This is a genomic window from Vibrio sp. 10N.247.311.51 (assembly GCF_041467855.1).
GTDB lineage: Bacteria > Pseudomonadota > Gammaproteobacteria > Enterobacterales > Vibrionaceae > Vibrio > Vibrio coralliirubri.
This window is the reverse complement of sequence record NZ_JBFSVK010000008.1, coordinates 70,371-88,528: the sequence shown is the minus strand read 5'-3', so window position 1 is coordinate 88,528 and position 18,158 is coordinate 70,371. Positions and strand designations below refer to the sequence as shown.

Below are 18,158 nucleotides of genomic sequence, written 5' to 3'. Positions count from 1 at the left end.
GACAATAAGCGCGCATTACCTATGACTCTTGATATATCAAAGTACCCAACTCTTGCTTTGGCTGATAAGCCAGAGGATTTGCGTCTACTTCCAAAAGAGACGCTGACACAGCTTTGTGATGAATTACGTACCTATCTTCTTAACTCAGTGAGCCAGTCAAGTGGTCACTTAGCGTCAGGCTTAGGTACAGTGGAGCTGACAGTTGCTCTGCACTATGTGTACAACACGCCTTTTGACCAGTTGGTTTGGGATGTTGGCCACCAAGCATACCCGCATAAAATTCTTACTGGTCGTCGCGACCGCTTGTCGACTATCCGTCAAAAAGATGGACTGCACCCATTCCCATGGCGTCAAGAGAGCGAATACGACACTCTTTCTGTTGGTCACTCTTCAACGTCGATCAGTGCTGCACTTGGTATGGCTATCAGTGCGAAGAAAGAAGGCAAGAACCGTAAAGTCGTGAGTGTGATTGGTGATGGCGCGATTACTGCGGGTATGGCATTTGAAGCCATGAACCACGCGGGCGATATTCACAATGACATGCTGGTTATCCTGAACGATAACGAGATGTCGATCTCTGAAAACGTAGGTGCGCTAAACAACCACCTAGCTCAAGTTCTTTCTGGCAGTCTTTACACGTCAATTCGTGAGGGTGGCAAGAAAGTGCTATCAGGCGTTCCGCCGATTAAAGAGCTGGTTCGTCGTACAGAAGAACATCTAAAAGGCATGGTTGTCCCTGGCACCATGTTCGAAGAGTTAGGCTTTAACTACATTGGCCCAATTGATGGTCACGATGTCAATGAGCTGATTAAAACGCTTAAGAACATGAGAGACCTAAAAGGCCCTCAGTTCCTGCATATCATGACTAAGAAAGGCAAAGGCTACGAGCCAGCTGAGAAAGATCCAATCGGTTACCACGGCGTACCGAAATTCGATCCAGCACACTCAAGTCTGCCTAAGAGCACTAGCTCTAAACCAACTTTCTCTAAGATTTTTGGTGACTTCCTGTGTGATATGGCCGCGCAAGATCCTAAGCTGATGGCGATTACGCCTGCAATGCGTGAAGGCTCTGGCATGGTGCGTTTCTCGAAAGAGTACCCAGAACAATACTTCGACGTAGCGATTGCTGAGCAGCATGCTGTGACGCTAGCAACGGGTATGGCGATTGCAGGTGACAAGCCGATTGTCGCTATCTACTCGACGTTCCTACAACGTGGTTACGATCAACTGATCCACGATGTGGCTATCATGGACTTACCGGTCATGTTCGCTATCGACCGTGCAGGCCTTGTCGGCGCAGATGGTCAAACACACCAAGGTGCGTTCGACTTAAGCTTTATGCGTTGTATTCCAAACATGGTGATCATGGCGCCAAGCGACGAGAACGAATGTCGCCAAATGCTTTACACAGGCCACCAGCACACAGGTCCTAGTGCAGTACGTTACCCTCGCGGTAATGGTATGGGTACTGAGATACAAAGTGAATTTACCGCGCTTGAGATTGGTAAAGGTCGTATCGTTCGCGAAAGCGAAAAAGCAAAAGATGGCTCGAGAGTCGCTGTCTTAAGCTTCGGTACTTTCCTTGAGAGTGCACTTCAAGCCGCTGACGCCATCGATGCGACAGTTGCAGATATGCGCTTTGTGAAACCACTCGATGAAGCTCTGATCAAACAACTTGCTGCTGACCACGATGTTCTAGTAACTATCGAAGAGAATGCGATTGCAGGTGGTGCGGGCGCAGGTGTGATTGAATTCTTGATGCAAGAGAAACTGCCGATGCCAGTATTGAACCTTGGCCTACCAGACAAGTTCATTGCTCAAGGTACGCAAGGCGAACTGCACGAAGAGCTTGGCTTGGACGCGAAAGGCATTGAGAAGTCTATCTCTGACTACCTTGCTAAATAGCTTTCACAAGCAAACGGCATAAGCGATAAAACAAAAAAGGTTGGCCCTAGGGTCAACCTTTTTAGTATCAATTAGTTAGTTTGGTGTATCAACTGCGAAACCTTAGCCCTTCAGTTAACTCACACTAACCAACCAGCGAAATGTGCCACGGCATACAACGAAATAGCCGCCATAATACCCGCTACAATATCGTCAATCATGATACCCAAGCCGCCGTGAATTCGCGCATCTAGCCAACCAATCGGCCATGGTTTTACCATGTCAAAGAAGCGGAAAAGCACAAAACCAGTCAGAAGCCATTTCCAGTCATCAGCAGGGATATTCAACATAGGCACTAAGCTCATGGTGATCCAAAAGCCCGCAAACTCATCCCAAACGATAGAACCGTGGTCATGCACGCCCATATCATCAGACGTTACTTGGCAGATCTTAATACCAATAATGCAGCTTACCACCACCACTGCAACGTACGCAGGAAACGGTAACTGAACCAACAATAGGTACAACGGAATAGACGCGAGCGTGCCCATAGTGCCGGGAATAATAGGCGATAAGCCACTGCCAAAACCCGTTGCTAAGAAATGCCAAGGGTTTTTAAGAGAAATAAGAGAAAGTGGGTTTGTCATCAATTAACCTTAAAGTGATCGTAACCAGTTAAGTTCCAGCTTAGTGGTTCACCATTATTGTGTAATTCAAAATATTCTACAGGTCTTATCTGGCCAATGCAGGTGACTTTTGTACCAGTGTGTGACAAAGCACTTTCCAACGACCCTTTATTCTCTTCTGGTACAGTAAAGCACAGTTCGTACTCTTCACCACTGGTCAGCGCATATTGCTGAGCTGAAGTGATATCAGGAACGAACTGACGTAATTCTGCAGAGATTGGCAGCGTGCTTACATCAATACTCGCGCCAACTTGAGAACGCTTAAGGATATGTTTTAAATCAGCAATAACGCCATCAGAGATATCAATCGCCGATGAAGCAAGGTTCACAAGCGCCTGACCCGCTAACACTCGTGGAGCGCTCACATAATGTCTCTCTTCTAGCTCAGCAGCATAGGGCTTCGCTCTGTTCTGCTCAGGGTTCAGTAGTACCTCTAGGCCAGCTTTACTGTCACCTAGGTTACCTGTTACGTAAATCCAGTCACCCACTTTCGCGCCATCTCTACGCAGCGCTCGTCCTTCAGGAACAAAGCCCTGTACAGTCAGTGTCAGGCTTAGTGGGCCTTTGGTGGTGTCACCACCAATTAACTGAATACCAAAGTAGTCTGCGAGTTTAAAAAAGGAGTCACAGAAAGGAGCAAGCCATGCTTCATCCACTTCAGGCATGGTTAAAGCAAATGACACCCAAGCAGGCGTCGCGCCCATTGCCGCAAGGTCACTGATATTGGAAGCCAACGCCTTGTGTGCCACCCAAGCCGGATTCGCCTCAGCTAAGAAATGGGTACCAGCCACTAAGGTGTCCGTGCTGATCGCTATCTCAACATTGCCCGGCGCTTTGACCAAAGCACAATCATCGCCAGCAGCTAGAAGAACGTCTTTACGTTGTGGTTGTCGATTTACAAAATATTTTTCAATCAGGTTAAATTCGCCAGACATCACATGCCCTATCTTTAGTCTCATAAAAATCGCCGTAATCATGGATATTACAGAAATTTAGTTACAAAAAAGGCCAGCATGAAAGCTGACCTTTAGATTCAATATACGAACGTCTTATTTCTTACGAACGTGCGGTGCAGCTTTATCAAGCACACCGTTAACAAACTTATGGCTGTCTTCTGCTGCAAATACTTTTGCAAGCTCGATAGCTTCGTTGATAACCACTTTGTATGGTACATCTTCGCGACGAGTCATCTCGTACATAGCTAAACGTAGAAGCGCTAGTTCCATCAGATCCAGATCTTGCATAGGGCGAGATACGAATGGACGAAGCTTGCTATCAAGTTCCATGTGGCTAAGAGCAACACCAGTTAGTAGGTCGCGGAAGTATGCAACGTCTGTTTCTGGCATAGCAAGAGCAGGCTCTGCAGCATGATGCTCTTCTTCATCATACTTACCACCAGATAAGAACTGTTCTTCAACGGTAGCAATATTTTCTTTAGTAATTTGCCAAGAATAAATTGCTTGTAGAGCAAATTGACGTGCGTTACGACGTGCGGCTGGTTTCACACTGGCCCCCATTAGGAATCGATTTCAGAAAGAACGTTGATCATCTCAAGTGCGCTAAGTGCTGCTTCTGCACCCTTATTACCAGCCTTGGTTCCTGCGCGTTCAATAGCTTGATCGATCGTATCAACAGTAAGAACACCAAACGCTACTGGAAGAGAATATTCCAGAGACACTTGTGCCAAACCTTTATTACATTCACTACAAACATAGTCAAAGTGAGGTGTACCGCCACGAATTACTGTACCAAGAGATACAATCGCATCGAACTTACCTGTTTTTGCAACGCGCTGCGCTACAAGTGGAAGTTCTACTGCACCAGGGCAACGAACAACAGTGATGTTGTCTTCGCTTACTTGTCCATGACGCTTTAAAGTATCGATTGCACCAGAAAGTAAACTTTCGTTAATAAAACTGTTGAAACGAGCAATAACGATAGCAATTTTTGCATTTGGCGCTGGGAAGCCACCCTCGATCACTTTCATAAGCCTTCCTTTAACTATTTTCATCAAGTGAGAATCGCCGGATTCTAGCACAAAACTGTGAGCAATATCTAATGGTAATTTAGAAGAACAGACACCGGCAATGTAAAGATGATAATGCAGCGCTGATCCCAAGCATATAGGAACAGCGAGTAACCAAGTTTGTGTGTTGAACACGTTTTGAGTCGGACTTGGCTACTTTGCTCTTTTGGCAAGATTTATCACCAAAAGAGCCACTGAAATCATCGGTAAATTATGTTGCTACAAACGGAGAAACGTCTGCTCGCTGACGTATGATTTATTCGCAAACGTACTCAACAACGTTAAGGCCAAAACCACCCAATGCGTGGTAACGCTTAGTGCTTGAAGAAAGCAGACGCATATCGTGCACACCTAGATCTTGAAGAATCTGAGAACCGACACCAACACGACGCGAGGTACCCTGCTTCTTCGCCATAGTTGGCTGTTCGTTCTTGTCTTGCGCTTCGAATGTCTTCACTTTGTGAATCAAAGAATCAGACGACTCTTCGTTGCCAAGAATAACCAACACACCGCCTTCGTCGCCAATGCGCTTCATCGCTTTATCTAGCGACCAGCTACGCTCAGTACCGCGGTCTGAATGAAGCAGATCGGTGAACGTGTCATGCAGGTGAACACGTACTAAAGGAGCACCTTCAGTTAGGTCGCCTTTTTGCATCGCGTAGTGGATCTGGTTATCAATCGTATCGCGGTAAGTCACCAGCTCGAAATCACCAAATTCAGTTGGTAAATGGCATTGTGCTACACGTTCAATCGTTGTTTCTGTGTTGTTGCGGTATTCAATCAAGTCTGCAATGGTGCCTAGCTTGATGTCGTGTTTTTCAGCAAACACTTCAAGATCAGGACGACGAGCCATAGTGCCGTCGTCGTTTAGGATCTCAACGATAACAGATGCTGGCTCACAGCCTGCTAGGCGTGCTAAATCACAACCTGCTTCTGTGTGTCCTGCGCGAGTCAGAACACCGCCATCTTGCGCTGTCAGTGGGAAAATATGACCAGGTTGAACAAGATCAGCCGCTTTCGCATCTTTCGCCACTGCCGCTTGAACCGTCACTGCACGGTCTGATGCAGATATACCCGTCGTTACACCCTCAGCCGCTTCAATCGAAACCGTAAAGTTGGTGGTGTACTGTGCATTGTTGTCTTGAACCATAGGAGCTAGACCCATACGGCTTGAACGCTCTTTGGTTAGCGTCAGACAGATTAAGCCACGGCCATACATCGCCATGAAGTTAATCGCTTCTGGCGTCACATGTTCTGCTGCCATGATCAGATCGCCTTCATTTTCGCGATCTTCATCATCCATCAGGATAACCATTTTTCCTAGGCGAATGTCTTCAATAATTTCTTGAGGAGTACTAATTGGCATTGTTCTATATCCTTTGAAATGGTTCTGATTCCTAGAACCGACACTATTTAAACCTGATGATATTGCTTCGCTTTACAAAGTCTCGCTTAACGCACTTTGTATCAACGGTTAGGCAAAACCATTCTGCTGTAAGAATTCCATCGTTAATCGAGATTCAGGCTCAGACTCTTGTTGCTGACCTTGCAGTAAACGCTCCATGTAACGCGCTAATACATCGACTTCTAGATTCACTTTACGACCGACATTGAATTGGTCGATGGTGGTTTCTGAAGAAGTGTGAGGAACGATAGTCAGCTTGAATGCGTTCTTGCGTAAATCGTTCACAGTCAGGCTGATACCATCGACCGTTACTGAACCTTTTTGAGCCACGTATTTTGAGATTTCTGCTGGCATTTCTACCCAGAACTCAATCGCACGACCGACTTGGTTACGTTCAACAATCTCACCCACGCCATCAACGTGACCAGACACGATGTGCCCACCGAAACGCGTGGTTGGTAACATTGCTTTCTCAAGGTTAACTTTATCGCCCGCTTGGTAATCGACAAAACCCGTTTTTTTCAGGGTCTCAAGCGAAAGGTCTGCACTGTAGCTGTGGTCGTTAAATTCAACCACAGTCAAACACACACCATTGGTAGCGATACTGTCGCCTAACTGAACGTCAGCCATATCAAGCTTACCAACGTTAACCGTTACGGTGATGTCTTCTCCGCGGGGAGTAATTGCACTCAATGTACCTACGGCTTCTACAATTCCTGTAAACATTTTAAAACTCTTTTTGTTGTCAACGACACGTATGCAGTTGGAGTAACTATTTCTACTGTGGTTTCGTTACTGTCGGTTTCGCGACTATTGGTTTCGCCACGATACGAATATCCACACCAACCTGTCGAACATCTCTAATTTCTAGGTCAATAACGTCAGACATTGAAGTGAGCCCTAATGCGCCCATCAAACCTCGTCCGTCACTGCCCATAAGTTTAGGTGCTAAATAGAGGATTAGCTCATCCACCAGCTGTTCTTCAATCAAGCTTTTTGCCAATGTAGCGCCCGCTTCGACCCAAATATGGTCGATATGATTCGCAGGTAATTGACGCATCAGATCGTGCAAATCGAGCTGACCTGCATCTGTGGTTGCGACTTCAATATCAGCAGACGCTTCGGCAACTCTCAACACGGATGTTGGAGTCTGGAATAACTTGAGTTCAGGACGCAGTTGGTTTTGACGATCAAGAATCACGCGAATCGGCTGACGCAGCTCGTCTTCAGCGTAATGATCTTTGATACTGCTTGGCAACTCTGCCCAACGAACATTCAACGACGCGTTGTCTTCAATCACCGTCTGGCTAGTTGATAACACAGCGCCTGATTTTGCTCGGTAGTTCTGAACATCACGACGCGCTTCTGGCGACGTGATCCACTGGCTTTGACCATTATTCAATGCTGTTTGGCCATCAAGGCTAGCCGCCATCTTTAACTGAACGAATGGCATGCCAGTTTGCATACGCTTGATAAATGCAGGGTTCAAGTCGAGAGCGTCTTGCTCTAGCAAACCGATTTCAACCTCAATACCCGCATCGCGTAGCATTTTAATACCACGACCTGCGACTTTTGGGTTTGGGTCCTGCATCGCGCAAATCACTTTTGAAACTTGAGCCTTAATCAAACCTTCTGCACAAGGTGGCGTTCGACCGTAATGAGAACAAGGCTCTAGCGTGACATAAGCCGTCGCACCTTTTGCCTTATCGCCCGCCATTCGCATGGCATATACTTCAGCATGAGGCTCACCGGCTTTGGCATGAAAACCTTCGCCAACGATCTGACCATCAGTTTGTACAATTACACAACCCACATTCGGGTTTGGCGCAGTGGTGTAAATGCCGCGTTTCGCTAATTGAATAGCACGCGACATCATTTGAAAATCTAGGGGAGTAAAGTTTGACATGATTGAGGAGTTAATCCTCTAATTTAGCGATTTCTTCGCCAAACTCTCGAATGTCTTCAAAGCTGCGGTAAACAGAGGCAAAACGGATGTACGCCACTTTATCCAATTCTTTCAATTGGCCCATCACAAGATTACCAATCATCTCGCTTGGTACTTCACGCTCACCAGTTGCACGGAGTTGTGACTTAATCGTACTGATCGCAAGTTCAATCGCATCAGCACTCACTGGGCGTTTTTCTAGGGCGCGCTGTACACCACCCACCATTTTATCTTCATTAAATGGTTCGCGGTTTCCATTCGACTTTATGACCTTAGGCATCACAAGTTCTGCCGATTCGAACGTAGTAAAACGTTCACTACATGCAAGGCATTGACGGCGACGACGAACCTGATGGCCATCGGCTACCAGTCTTGAATCGATTACTTTAGTGTCGTTCTCTGAACAAAAAGGACAATGCATATCACCTCCAAATAATTGAATATCAGTGTAACGGAATTGCCAAACGTTAGGAAAGAAAAAGGGCCAATTAAGGCCCTTTTGTGTGGTGATTCATTGATTATTGCTACTCGATCGCCATTTCAAAAATGAGCTGAGGAGTAAAATTAACGACCAGCGTTAACCGCGGACTAAATAGTTCGCTTTACCTACCCATTTGTAGCTTGTCAGCTCTTCTAAGCCCATTGGGCCGCGAGCATGCAATTTCTGAGTAGACACGGCTACTTCAGCGCCTAAACCAAACTGTGCGCCATCAGTGAAACGTGTTGATGCATTCACATAAACCGCTGCAGAACCAACAGAGTTAATGAAACGCTCTGAGCTCTCTAGGCTGTTAGTCATGATCGCATCTGAGTGACTCGCGTTGTGTACACGCATGTGGTCAATCGCTTCTGTCACATCCGCTACCACTTTCACGCCGAGCGTGTAGCTTAGCCATTCAGTGTCAAAGTCGCCTTCAACCGCATCACGTTGGTCTTCGAAACCCGCTAGCAGCGATTTTGCACTGGTATCAGCAACTAAGGTTACCTTGCCGGCTAAACGCTGTTTCAGCTTAGTTAGGAAAGCTTCAGCAACCGCTTGATGCACTAGCAGTGTATCTAACGAGTTACACGCCGATGGACGTTGAACTTTTGAGTTTTCAACCACATCGACAGATTTCTCAAGATCAGCGCTTTCATCAACGAAGATATGGCTGATACCAAAGCCGCCGATGATAACTGGAATGGTGCTGTTCTCTTTACACATCTTGTGCAAGCCAGCGCCGCCACGAGGAATGATCATATCCACGTAGTCGTCCAGTTTAAGCAGTTGAGAAACGAGTTCACGATCAGGCTTCTCGATGTACTGAACAGAAGCGGCTGGAAGCTCTGCTTTCTCTAATGCAGACTGGATAACCTTAACCAGTTCCATGTTCGAGAAGAACGTCTCTTTACCACCACGTAGAATGCTTGCGTTACCTGTCTTCAGACACAGAGCGGCAATATCGATGGTTACGTTCGGACGCGCTTCGTAGATGACACCCACCACACCAAGTGGCACACGGCGGCGAGACAGTGACATACCGTTTTCCAGTACCTTACTGTCGATTTCGCTGCCTACAGGGTCGTGCAGGCTGATCACGTTACGCACATCATTAGCGATACCGGTTAAGCGCTCTTCATTAAGAAGTAAACGATCAAGCAGTGCGTCGGTTAAACCCGCTTCGCGACCTAATTCGATATCTTTCGCGTTCGCTTCTAAAATCATTGCTGCGTTTGCTTCTAGCTCATCAGCGATGATCGCCAATGCTTTATTCTTTTGCGCCGTAGATGCGGTCGCTAGGTGGAAAGCAGCGTCTTTTGCTGCGATACCCATGTTAGTTAAATCCACGTTTAACTCTCCCTAAATTCTGTCTGTCTTTGGATGCAAAAAGGCGAATTGCCTTATCATCACGAGCTACTCTTGAATCACAACTAGGTCGTCACGGTGAATGACTTCTGACCCATAATCGTATCCAAGAATGTCGCCAATATCTTTACTGTGCTTGCCTGCAATTTTTGCTAGGTCTTGGCTGGAGTAACTGGCGATACCACGCGCAATTACTTTGCCTTTGCTGTCTGTGACTTGGGTAACTTCACCACGAGAAAATTCGCCTTTAACTCGAACAACCCCTTTCGCCAACAAGCTGCTGCCTTTGGTGTTGACTGCGTTTACTGCACCGTCGTCGACCACGATGTCACCTGCTGAAGCAGGGCCCGCTAAAATCCAGCGTTTACGGTTTTCAAGTGCTTCGGCTAAAGGCAAGAAACGTGTGCCTTGTGGGTTGTCACTCAGTGAGTCAAACACCACATTTTCAGCACTGCCCGCCGCAATAATCACTTCGATGCCTGCGCGACGAGCAATATCAGCCGCCTGCAGTTTTGTCGCCATGCCGCCGGTACCTAATGTCGTACCGCTGCCGCCTGCGATCTTGCGCAGTGTGTCATCAATGGTTTTCACTTCTTTGATGAGCTCAGCATTTGGGTCTTTACGAGGGTCAGCCGTAAACAGGCCTTTTTGGTCTGTTAGTAGCAAAAGCTTATCAGCACCGCACAAAATACCCACTAAGGCCGACAAGTTATCATTGTCGCCCACTTTAATTTCGTTGGTGGCTACTGCGTCGTTTTCGTTTACTACCGGAATAATATCGTGCTCAACCAGTGCGTTGATCGTGTCACGTGCATTAAGAAAACGCTCGCGATCATCGAGATCAGCACGAGTCAGTAGCATCTGGCCAATCTTAAGGCCATAAATAGCAAACAAAGACTCCCAAACTTGAATCAACTGGCTTTGCCCAACTGCCGCAAGCAACTGTTTGCTCGCCATTGAGTTGGGAAGTGCGGGGTAACCAAGGTGCTCACGTCCTGCTGCAATTGCGCCAGACGAAACCATAACCACAGAATGGCCTTGTTTTTTTAATTCAGCACATTGACGAACCAGCTCAACCATATGAGCGCGGTCTAATGCCAATGTTCCACCAGTTAAGACACTGGTACCCAGTTTAACAACGACAGTTTTACGCTGTGTTGTTGTCCCGCTTTGATGATTTGTTGTCATGAAGTCTTTTATGGATAAAACAAATAAGAGGTGATGTTTTAGCAATCAAAAGGGGAATTCACAAGCAGAAAAGGTGCGAAATCGCACCTTTTTGCTTTATATAGAAGAGTAACCTTTAAAATTAGACGAATTCGACAGACTCTTCGTCTAATTGGATACTGATTTCAAACTTACTTTGAAGTTCATCAACCAGTTTTTTGTGGAAGGCTTCTTGAGTTCGAGAGACCTCAGCGACCGCCTTTTTAGGTAACGGCAAAGAATCCCAGTTACCATCGATGTTGTACTTGCCGATATTGTACTTCGCCGAATATCCCTCTTCCGACTTATCCAATTCCAGCCACCAGCCCCAGAACTCGCGTTCTTCTGGTGATTTTTTATCGTTCACACATACAGACAAGCAATCAAAGATATAGTGGCCTTCTTCTGATTGCGGTTCCCTTAAGTAAGGCCCGATCGCCTTTAAAACATTCAACAAGCGGTAATGCGTAGGTTGTTGTGTCACTTCTGACATATTGAATCTCCATTTTCAATGTTAAGAATGACGTTACTCAGACTGTTATACGTAGAAACTACGCATTTGGATTTTATAAATTACCCCTGAGTATCAGGTACTTAGTTTGTACACTTTTCATGCTTAACTAATTTAGGAGAAATGTCATCTAAATAATTCATCCTCAAGCCACTTTATCGCCAATTCGAGGGATTGCTCATAACCTTGTGTAATTGACTTAGCTTTGATTTTCTTCGCTTTTCCGTAATCACTGTAAATAGCAACCAGTTGATTATCCATTGGCGGTGAAACCGGGTCGCCTTCCAGAGCCAATGCCAAGATAGGAACACTGGTTTTACTGTTTGACAGCAAACCTTGTACCTTGAGTGACCACGCCATCAGCTGCCCAGAAAGGCTATTGATATCGACCGCCCCTTTACCAAGGCGCGAAGCCAACACATCTAGATGCATCTTAGGCATCTGTTTCAGTTTGTCGGCATGAACAAAGATGTCGTGAATTGGCGCGCCTAAAGAGATACACGCTTTAATCTTATGTTGCTCAAGGAAAGATAATCTCACCATCGCATTGCCACCGAAGCGGAAACCAAACAAGCCGACTTTGTGGTGATCGACCCATGGGATGTTAGGCAATTCATTCAGCACCGCTTGGTGAAGACAAGATGAGTCTTCTGTTAACGGCCAATGTGCACTGTGCCCTATTGATGGCATGTCTACCGTTAACATGGCAATGTTCTTTGGTGCTAAGTAATCCCTAAACAGGCGCCACATATCGGTTTGCAAGCTATCTAATCCCGCGCTGACAATCACAACCGGTTGTGGTTTGTCTGTCTTGGTTAGGTGCAAGTTCGCTTTGATCTTCTTGTTTTGGTATGGAATATCAATCTGTTTGACGATCAACTTAGTGTGCTTGATCGCTTCAGAATAGGCTGCGTTGGCCAACACTTGAGCCTGAGCCGCTAAGTTGTCGTTCTTGAGGTGTGGGTAACCCGCAATACTGAAGCACAACGATGCTGAAAATAGCTCTTCAGCCATCTCTTCACCGCTCTTATCATTAGAACGATTCTGATGCTGCATACCCAGCTTGGTCCATTCGTATGCCCAGTTACCACTTCGGTAACCCATGACCGTATCAAGCCACTCATCGATTGTACGAGAGTTATCTGATGACGCGATGCGAGCCAATACCGCTTCCTGCTCTATTGGATTAACGCCTTGCCATACCCACTGAAGACGTCTTAGGTTTCGATACCATGATGAGTTTTGCTGTTCACGCTTCTCATCCAATAACGCTTCAGAGCTTGGCATGTATTGTGTCAACATTGAGGTCTCTTTCGCCTGCTTGTGCTTTACAAACAACGTTTCCGAAAGGTTCGAGCTCGTTTCTTCTGGTTCAGACATTGGGATACTTAATAAGAAATGGTTGTCACTAATAATATAAAAAAAAATGACCCTATAAAGGGTCATTTCTCAAAAAACTAAGTTTACGCTTATTTTGACTTGCGATTTACTGGCTCAACGTAGCTTAGGCTAGTATCCCAAGGTTGCTCAATCCATGTGTCTTGAGCGATATCAACAATGTACTCGTCTAGCAAATCAGCGCCAGATGGTTTTGCACATACAGCGATCAGTTTCGCTTTAGGGTACATTTCGCGAAGCTTACGTGCAGTGTCACCACTATCAACCAAGTCTTCAACGATTAGGAAGCCTTCGCCGTCACCTTCAGGTGCTTTAACTACAGTCATATCACGTTGGTGATCGTGGTCGTAGCTAGAAATACAAATCGTATCTACGTGACGAATACCTAGCTCACGAGCCAAGATTGCACCAGGAACCAAACCACCACGGCTTACTGCCCAGATGCCTTTCCACTGCTCTGCTGGCATTTGCTTTTCAGCAAGTTGACGGCAGTAAGTCTGCATGTTGTCCCAAGTGATAACGAATTTGTTGCTCATAGTATAAAACCTAATAATTTTGTCATGTTATTAGAGGCTATTTCAAACATAGCCTCTTCAGCGATTAAGCAGAAATCTAGACGATTAAGCGAAAATGTATTTAAGAATAAAGATAGCCGACATTACCCACACAGCAGGTGAAACGTCGCGACCTTTACCACTTAGCAGCTTAATTGCAGCGTAAGCGATGAAACCTAGTGAGATACCCTCAGCGATAGAGTACGTCAGCGGCATAAGCAGACATGTTACCACGACTGGTGCTGCTTCCGTAAGATCACGCCAATCAATGCCAACTAGGCCAGACATCATCAGAATTGCTACATAGAAAAGTGCACCTGATGTTGCGTAAGCCGGAATCATACCTGCAAGTGGCGAGAAGAAAAGAGCCAATAGGAATAAGATACCAACAACAACAGCCGTTAGACCGGTACGGCCGCCTTCAGCAACACCCGCAACACTCTCAACATAAGAAGTAGTATTTGATGTACCTAGCAATGCACCAATAGATGTTGCTGTAGAGTCAGCAAGCAATGCTTTGTTCAAACGAGGTAGTTTACCGTCTTCTTTGATTAGGTTTGCTTTCGTTGCAACACCAACCAGAGTGCCTGCTGTATCGAACAAATCGACGAACAAGAATGCGAATACCACTGAAATCATACCGATTTCAAATACCGCAGAGAAATCAAGCTGCATGAATGTCGGTGCAAGGCTTGGTGGTGTAGACATGATGCCGCCGTATTGAACGTCACCAATAACAATGCCAAGAGCTGTGATAGCTAGAATCGCAATCATTACTGCACCTTTCACGCCACGGTGAACAAGAGCAATCGTTAGGAAGAAACCAAGTGAGCCCAGGATAGGAGCAATCGCGGTAATGTCGCCCAGTGAAACTTTAGTTGCTGGGTTAGAAACAACGATGCCTGCATTGCTAAGCGCAATAAACGCTAGGAAAAGACCGATACCTGCAGAGATACCAACACGCAGAGACATAGGGATCGAGTTGATAATCCATTCACGGATCTTAAAGATGCTTAAGAAGATGAAGATCACGCCTGATACGAAAACCGCTGCCAGAGCAACTTGCCACGTATAACCCATACCCATTACAACAGCGTAGGTAAAGAATGCGTTCAAGCCCATGCCTGGTGCTTGAGCAATTGGGTAGTTAGCAACAAAGCCCATGATGAAACAGCCAATAGCAGCCGCTAAACAGGTTGCTACAAATACAGCGCCATGGTCCATACCAGCATCAGCTAGAATCATTGGGTTTACAAAAATGATGTAAGCCATTGTTAGGAAGGTGGTTAGACCTGCGATGATTTCAGTGCGCACATTGGTGCCATTTTCACTGAGTTTGAATAGCTTTTCGAACATTATCGAATCCTATAAGGGTAAAAAGTAAACGGTTGCGTAAACGATTGGCTGTGGATTATAAAGTTATCAAATAACAAATTCCAGATAGAATTAAGGCTCTAATCGATATTTATCAGAATGCCGTATGAAACAAAGCGATTACAAATGAGGAATAACAAGAATAATAACCATTAAAAACAATAGATTAAATGAAATAAAGGCGATGTGATTACTTGGTTATTTTTTCAACCGTCGGTTATTTCCATTGAGAATGTAGCCATCATATTCTCAATTTAAACCCACAAGAGTTGTGTATTTTTCAACAGGATCAGTAATAAGACGCAAATTGATATTTTGGCGTTTAAAAAACAACCACTCAGAACAGCAAAGAAAGTGACAAGCGAAAGCGGTTTGGAAAAGTAGTAGGCAAAAAAAACGCCACTCAAAACTGAGTGGCGGTAGAATCTGTCAACCAAAAGGGCTGTAAAAGAATTCCAATATATAGGGGTGAACAAAACTGTTCGAGTTACATGCTTACGGTATTAGTAACCAAAGCTTGTAGGGTATGCAAAGTTGCTAGTGTAAACAGAGCTGTTAATCCAGAACATTGCAGATGGTAAACCTTTCATAACTATCACCTTAATAAATCAATAAAAAACGAATTTGATTTCTCGGTTCCTTGGAGGCGATAAAACGGACTCATCCTTTGAGCATTTACTCTTCATCTCAGAAGTTGGTTATTAATATACCCTAAAGAAAAAAGATTACAAGTATTTTTTGCTATGCGTCACACTTTTGGCCAATTATGGTTATTTTGAAAACTTATTTCTGTAATTAAATTACAGAATGGAATTAAACAAACGTTTGCCTGCGCCATTTATAAGCATCAAGTCTCTTAATTATGATCAGGTGGACAAGATCGCTTTCAAAATTTGAGGTATTTGAGGTTTATAACCGCTACTCGTCAAAACGCTCAAGTGGTATGCTGTTGCCATCAAAACAGACCCATATTTTAGATTTTTATTCTAAGTTTTTACCTATAGAAATCCTAAATATATGGTTATCAAATAAAAAAGGAGTCATCCGTGTCTGAATTCCATTCTGAGATCAGTAAATTGTCCCCTGCCCCTATTTGGCAGTTTTTCGATAAAATTTGTTCAATCCCGCACCCTTCGAAACATGAAGAGGAGCTTGCTCAATACATTATTGCGTGGGCAACAGAGCAAGGCCTAGATGTACGTCGCGACCCAACGGGCAACGTATTCATCAAAAAGCCAGCAACGCCGGGTATGGAAAACAAAAAAGGTGTCGTGCTACAAGCTCACATCGATATGGTTCCACAAAAGAACGAAGACACTGATCACGACTTTGCAAAAGATCCAATCCAGCCATACATCGATGGCGAATGGGTTACAGCAAAAGGCACAACGCTTGGTGCTGATAACGGCATGGGCATGGCTTCTTGCTTAGCCGTTCTTGCTTCAAACGAAATCCAACATGGCCCTATCGAAGTTCTACTCACTGTAGATGAAGAAGCAGGCATGACTGGCGCGTTCGGTCTTGAAGCGGGTTGGTTAGAAGGCGATATCCTTCTTAATACTGACTCAGAGCAAGAAGGCGAAGTGTACATGGGTTGTGCGGGCGGTATCGACGGCGCAATGACATTTGAAATTGCACGTAATGCGATTCCAGCTGACTTTGTAACACGCAAGCTAACGCTAAAAGGCCTAAAAGGCGGTCACTCTGGTTGTGACATCCACACCGGTCGTGCAAACGCAAACAAACTGCTTGCTCGCTTCCTAGCGGGTCACGCAAAAGAGCTAGACCTTCGCATCGTCGAATTCAAAGGTGGCAGCCTTCGTAATGCGATCCCTCGTGAGGGCTTCGTAACGGTTGCGGTTCCTGCTGCAAACCAAGAGAAATTAGCTTCGCTATACAACTACTACACTGAGCTGCTTTCAACAGAGCTAGGTAAAGTAGAAGACAGCATCGTGACTTTCAATGAAGAAGCTTCTGTAGCAATAGGCGCACTAGCGTCAGCAGACCAAGCTCGCTTTATCGCGGCACTTAACGCATGTCCAAACGGCGTGATTCGTATGAGTGACGAGATTGAAGGTGTTGTTGAAACGTCTCTAAACGTAGGTGTTATCACAACGGAAGAAGATTCAATCACAGTACTTTGCTTGATCCGTTCTCTTATCGACTCTGGTCGTAGCCAAGTAGAAAGTATGCTTCACTCTGTTGCTGAACTAGCAGGCGCTAACATCGCGTTCTCTGGTGCTTACCCAGGTTGGAAGCCAGACGCAGATTCAGAGATCATGCATATCTTCCGCGACATGTACGAAGGCATCTACGGTCACAAGCCAAACATCATGGTTATCCATGCTGGCCTTGAGTGTGGTCTGTTCAAAGAACCTTACCCGAACATGGATATGGTTTCTTTCGGCCCAACGATCAAGTTCCCACACTCTCCTGATGAGAAAGTGAAGATCGACACAGTTGAGCTGTTCTGGAACCAAATGGTTGCATTACTTGCTGCGATCCCAGAAAAAGCATAAATCGATTCGCTAGTGTTTTTCAGTAAATGGTGTTTCCAATAAATGGGCTCTTCAATAAATAGCACTTTTCAGTAAACACCGTTTATTGAGAACAAAATAAAACAGGTACTCAATGAGTACCTGTTTTTGTATCTAATCTTTGTCACTGCTACTTATGACTAGATAAATAATTAAGCGCGTGAAGCCGCGTAGCTTTCTAGCTCATCAATTGAAGTTTGTGCCACGACTTCGCCGTCGATGAAGTACGTCACCATCTCGCCTTCACGAACACCGATTAACGTCGCACGCTCACCAGATTGATAAGTGATGTCCATTTGGATAGTGTTTTCGTCGATCTGCTGCATTTGACCTTTCTCAATCATATCGGCACTCGTGATCGGGCCTACTGGCGCTTCAGTCAGTGACTTATCAAGCTGATCGTTGATATCAAGGTAAGTATCAGTCTTAGTATCAAAGATGTGCGGAGCACCTGTTAGTGGGTTGCTACCCGTCCAGAACTCTAGTGAGTTGAATACTAGGTAATCGGCAGCAACCGTTAGACCATACGCAGGTGCAAGTAGTATGTTCAAACCACCACGAGCATAACGGTTATCAACAGCCTTCACGTTAAACTTCATTAGATAACCGGTTACTGCATTACTACCCACACAGCCAGATAGAGCAACAGATACCACTGCTAGTGCTACAACTTTTGAAATTGTTTTTTTCATTTTGATCTCGATATTTGAATTTGGCCGCCAAAAAATGGCGATGGATAATACCAACCAACCGAACAATAAATATCAGCGTTAAATCAATGTATTG

17 protein-coding genes are annotated in these 18,158 nt (G+C 45.3%); 2 read left to right on the top strand and 15 right to left on the bottom strand.

Annotated features, from left to right (window positions below):
• The first annotated feature begins 21 nt into the window (after positions 1 to 21).
• Positions 22 to 1,905 carry a 1-deoxy-D-xylulose-5-phosphate synthase gene (gene dxs / locus AB6E85_RS09650; protein ID WP_372142442.1) on the top strand — a complete coding sequence of 628 codons (1,884 nt, stop codon included), beginning with the start codon at positions 22 to 24 and terminating at the stop codon, positions 1,903 to 1,905.
• A 119-nt stretch (positions 1,906 to 2,024) separates the two neighbouring features.
• Here dxs and pgpA read toward each other — a convergent pair whose 3' ends face one another.
• The 14 genes from pgpA to AB6E85_RS09580 all read right to left on the bottom strand — a co-directional run bounded on the left by pgpA (position 2,025) and on the right by AB6E85_RS09580 (position 14,817).
• Positions 2,025 to 2,531: a phosphatidylglycerophosphatase A gene (pgpA, locus tag AB6E85_RS09645; RefSeq protein WP_017060782.1), complete on the bottom strand. Its 507-nt coding sequence runs from the start codon at positions 2,529 to 2,531 to the stop codon at positions 2,025 to 2,027.
• Positions 2,531 to 3,505, bottom strand: coding sequence for a thiamine-phosphate kinase (gene thiL, locus AB6E85_RS09640; RefSeq protein ID WP_372142506.1), 975 nt, complete (start codon positions 3,503 to 3,505; stop codon positions 2,531 to 2,533). The genes pgpA and thiL overlap by 1 nt, the downstream gene beginning before the upstream one ends.
• A gap of 114 nt (positions 3,506 to 3,619) precedes the next feature.
• The gene (gene nusB, locus AB6E85_RS09635; protein ID WP_004734399.1) at positions 3,620 to 4,087 is read right to left on the bottom strand and encodes a transcription antitermination factor NusB; all 468 of its coding nucleotides are present in this window, start codon (positions 4,085 to 4,087) and stop codon (positions 3,620 to 3,622) included.
• Complete coding sequence (ribE, locus tag AB6E85_RS09630; protein ID WP_004741508.1) at positions 4,087 to 4,557, bottom strand: 6,7-dimethyl-8-ribityllumazine synthase; 471 nt, start codon at positions 4,555 to 4,557, stop codon at positions 4,087 to 4,089. The genes nusB and ribE overlap by 1 nt, the downstream gene beginning before the upstream one ends.
• Positions 4,558 to 4,852: 295 nt before the next feature.
• On the bottom strand, positions 4,853 to 5,962 hold the full coding sequence (gene ribBA / locus AB6E85_RS09625; protein ID WP_050644924.1) for a bifunctional 3,4-dihydroxy-2-butanone-4-phosphate synthase/GTP cyclohydrolase II: 1,110 nt from the start codon (positions 5,960 to 5,962) through the stop codon (positions 4,853 to 4,855).
• A gap of 108 nt (positions 5,963 to 6,070) precedes the next feature.
• Positions 6,071 to 6,727, bottom strand: a complete 657-nt coding sequence (locus AB6E85_RS09620) for a riboflavin synthase (protein ID WP_048612249.1) — start codon at positions 6,725 to 6,727, stop codon at positions 6,071 to 6,073.
• Between the two features lie 52 nt (positions 6,728 to 6,779).
• Positions 6,780 to 7,877, bottom strand: coding sequence for a bifunctional diaminohydroxyphosphoribosylaminopyrimidine deaminase/5-amino-6-(5-phosphoribosylamino)uracil reductase RibD (gene ribD / locus AB6E85_RS09615; RefSeq protein WP_372142440.1), 1,098 nt, complete (start codon positions 7,875 to 7,877; stop codon positions 6,780 to 6,782).
• Between the two features lie 40 nt (positions 7,878 to 7,917).
• A complete protein-coding gene (gene nrdR / locus AB6E85_RS09610) occupies positions 7,918 to 8,367 on the bottom strand; it encodes a transcriptional regulator NrdR (protein ID WP_004734394.1) in 450 nt (149 codons plus the stop codon).
• 156 nt (positions 8,368 to 8,523) lie between these two features.
• Entirely contained in the window at positions 8,524 to 9,774 is a 1,251-nt protein-coding gene (locus tag AB6E85_RS09605) for a glutamate-5-semialdehyde dehydrogenase (RefSeq protein WP_372142439.1), read from the bottom strand.
• A 66-nt stretch (positions 9,775 to 9,840) separates the two neighbouring features.
• Positions 9,841 to 11,025, bottom strand: a complete 1,185-nt coding sequence (gene proB / locus AB6E85_RS09600; protein ID WP_012604650.1) for a glutamate 5-kinase — start codon at positions 11,023 to 11,025, stop codon at positions 9,841 to 9,843.
• A 76-nt stretch (positions 11,026 to 11,101) separates the two neighbouring features.
• Entirely contained in the window at positions 11,102 to 11,491 is a 390-nt protein-coding gene (crl, locus tag AB6E85_RS09595) for a sigma factor-binding protein Crl (protein WP_017060787.1), read from the bottom strand.
• A 144-nt stretch (positions 11,492 to 11,635) separates the two neighbouring features.
• Positions 11,636 to 12,889: an esterase FrsA gene (gene frsA, locus AB6E85_RS09590; protein ID WP_048605532.1), complete on the bottom strand. Its 1,254-nt coding sequence runs from the start codon at positions 12,887 to 12,889 to the stop codon at positions 11,636 to 11,638.
• An 89-nt stretch (positions 12,890 to 12,978) separates the two neighbouring features.
• Complete coding sequence (gene tet(34), locus AB6E85_RS09585; protein ID WP_009847475.1) at positions 12,979 to 13,443, bottom strand: oxytetracycline resistance phosphoribosyltransferase domain-containing protein Tet(34); 465 nt, start codon at positions 13,441 to 13,443, stop codon at positions 12,979 to 12,981.
• An 84-nt stretch (positions 13,444 to 13,527) separates the two neighbouring features.
• A complete protein-coding gene (locus AB6E85_RS09580) occupies positions 13,528 to 14,817 on the bottom strand; it encodes an NCS2 family permease (RefSeq protein ID WP_017060789.1) in 1,290 nt (429 codons plus the stop codon).
• Between the two features lie 1,064 nt (positions 14,818 to 15,881).
• Between AB6E85_RS09580 and AB6E85_RS09575 the strand changes: the two genes are divergently transcribed.
• On the top strand, positions 15,882 to 17,354 hold the full coding sequence (locus AB6E85_RS09575) for an aminoacyl-histidine dipeptidase (RefSeq protein ID WP_229648623.1): 1,473 nt from the start codon (positions 15,882 to 15,884) through the stop codon (positions 17,352 to 17,354).
• Positions 17,355 to 17,524: 170 nt separating this feature from the next.
• Here the strand turns inward: AB6E85_RS09575 and AB6E85_RS09570 are convergent, their stop codons facing one another.
• Entirely contained in the window at positions 17,525 to 18,064 is a 540-nt protein-coding gene (locus AB6E85_RS09570) for a DUF3332 family protein (RefSeq protein ID WP_004734414.1), read from the bottom strand.
• Between the last annotated feature and the right edge of the window lie 94 nt (positions 18,065 to 18,158).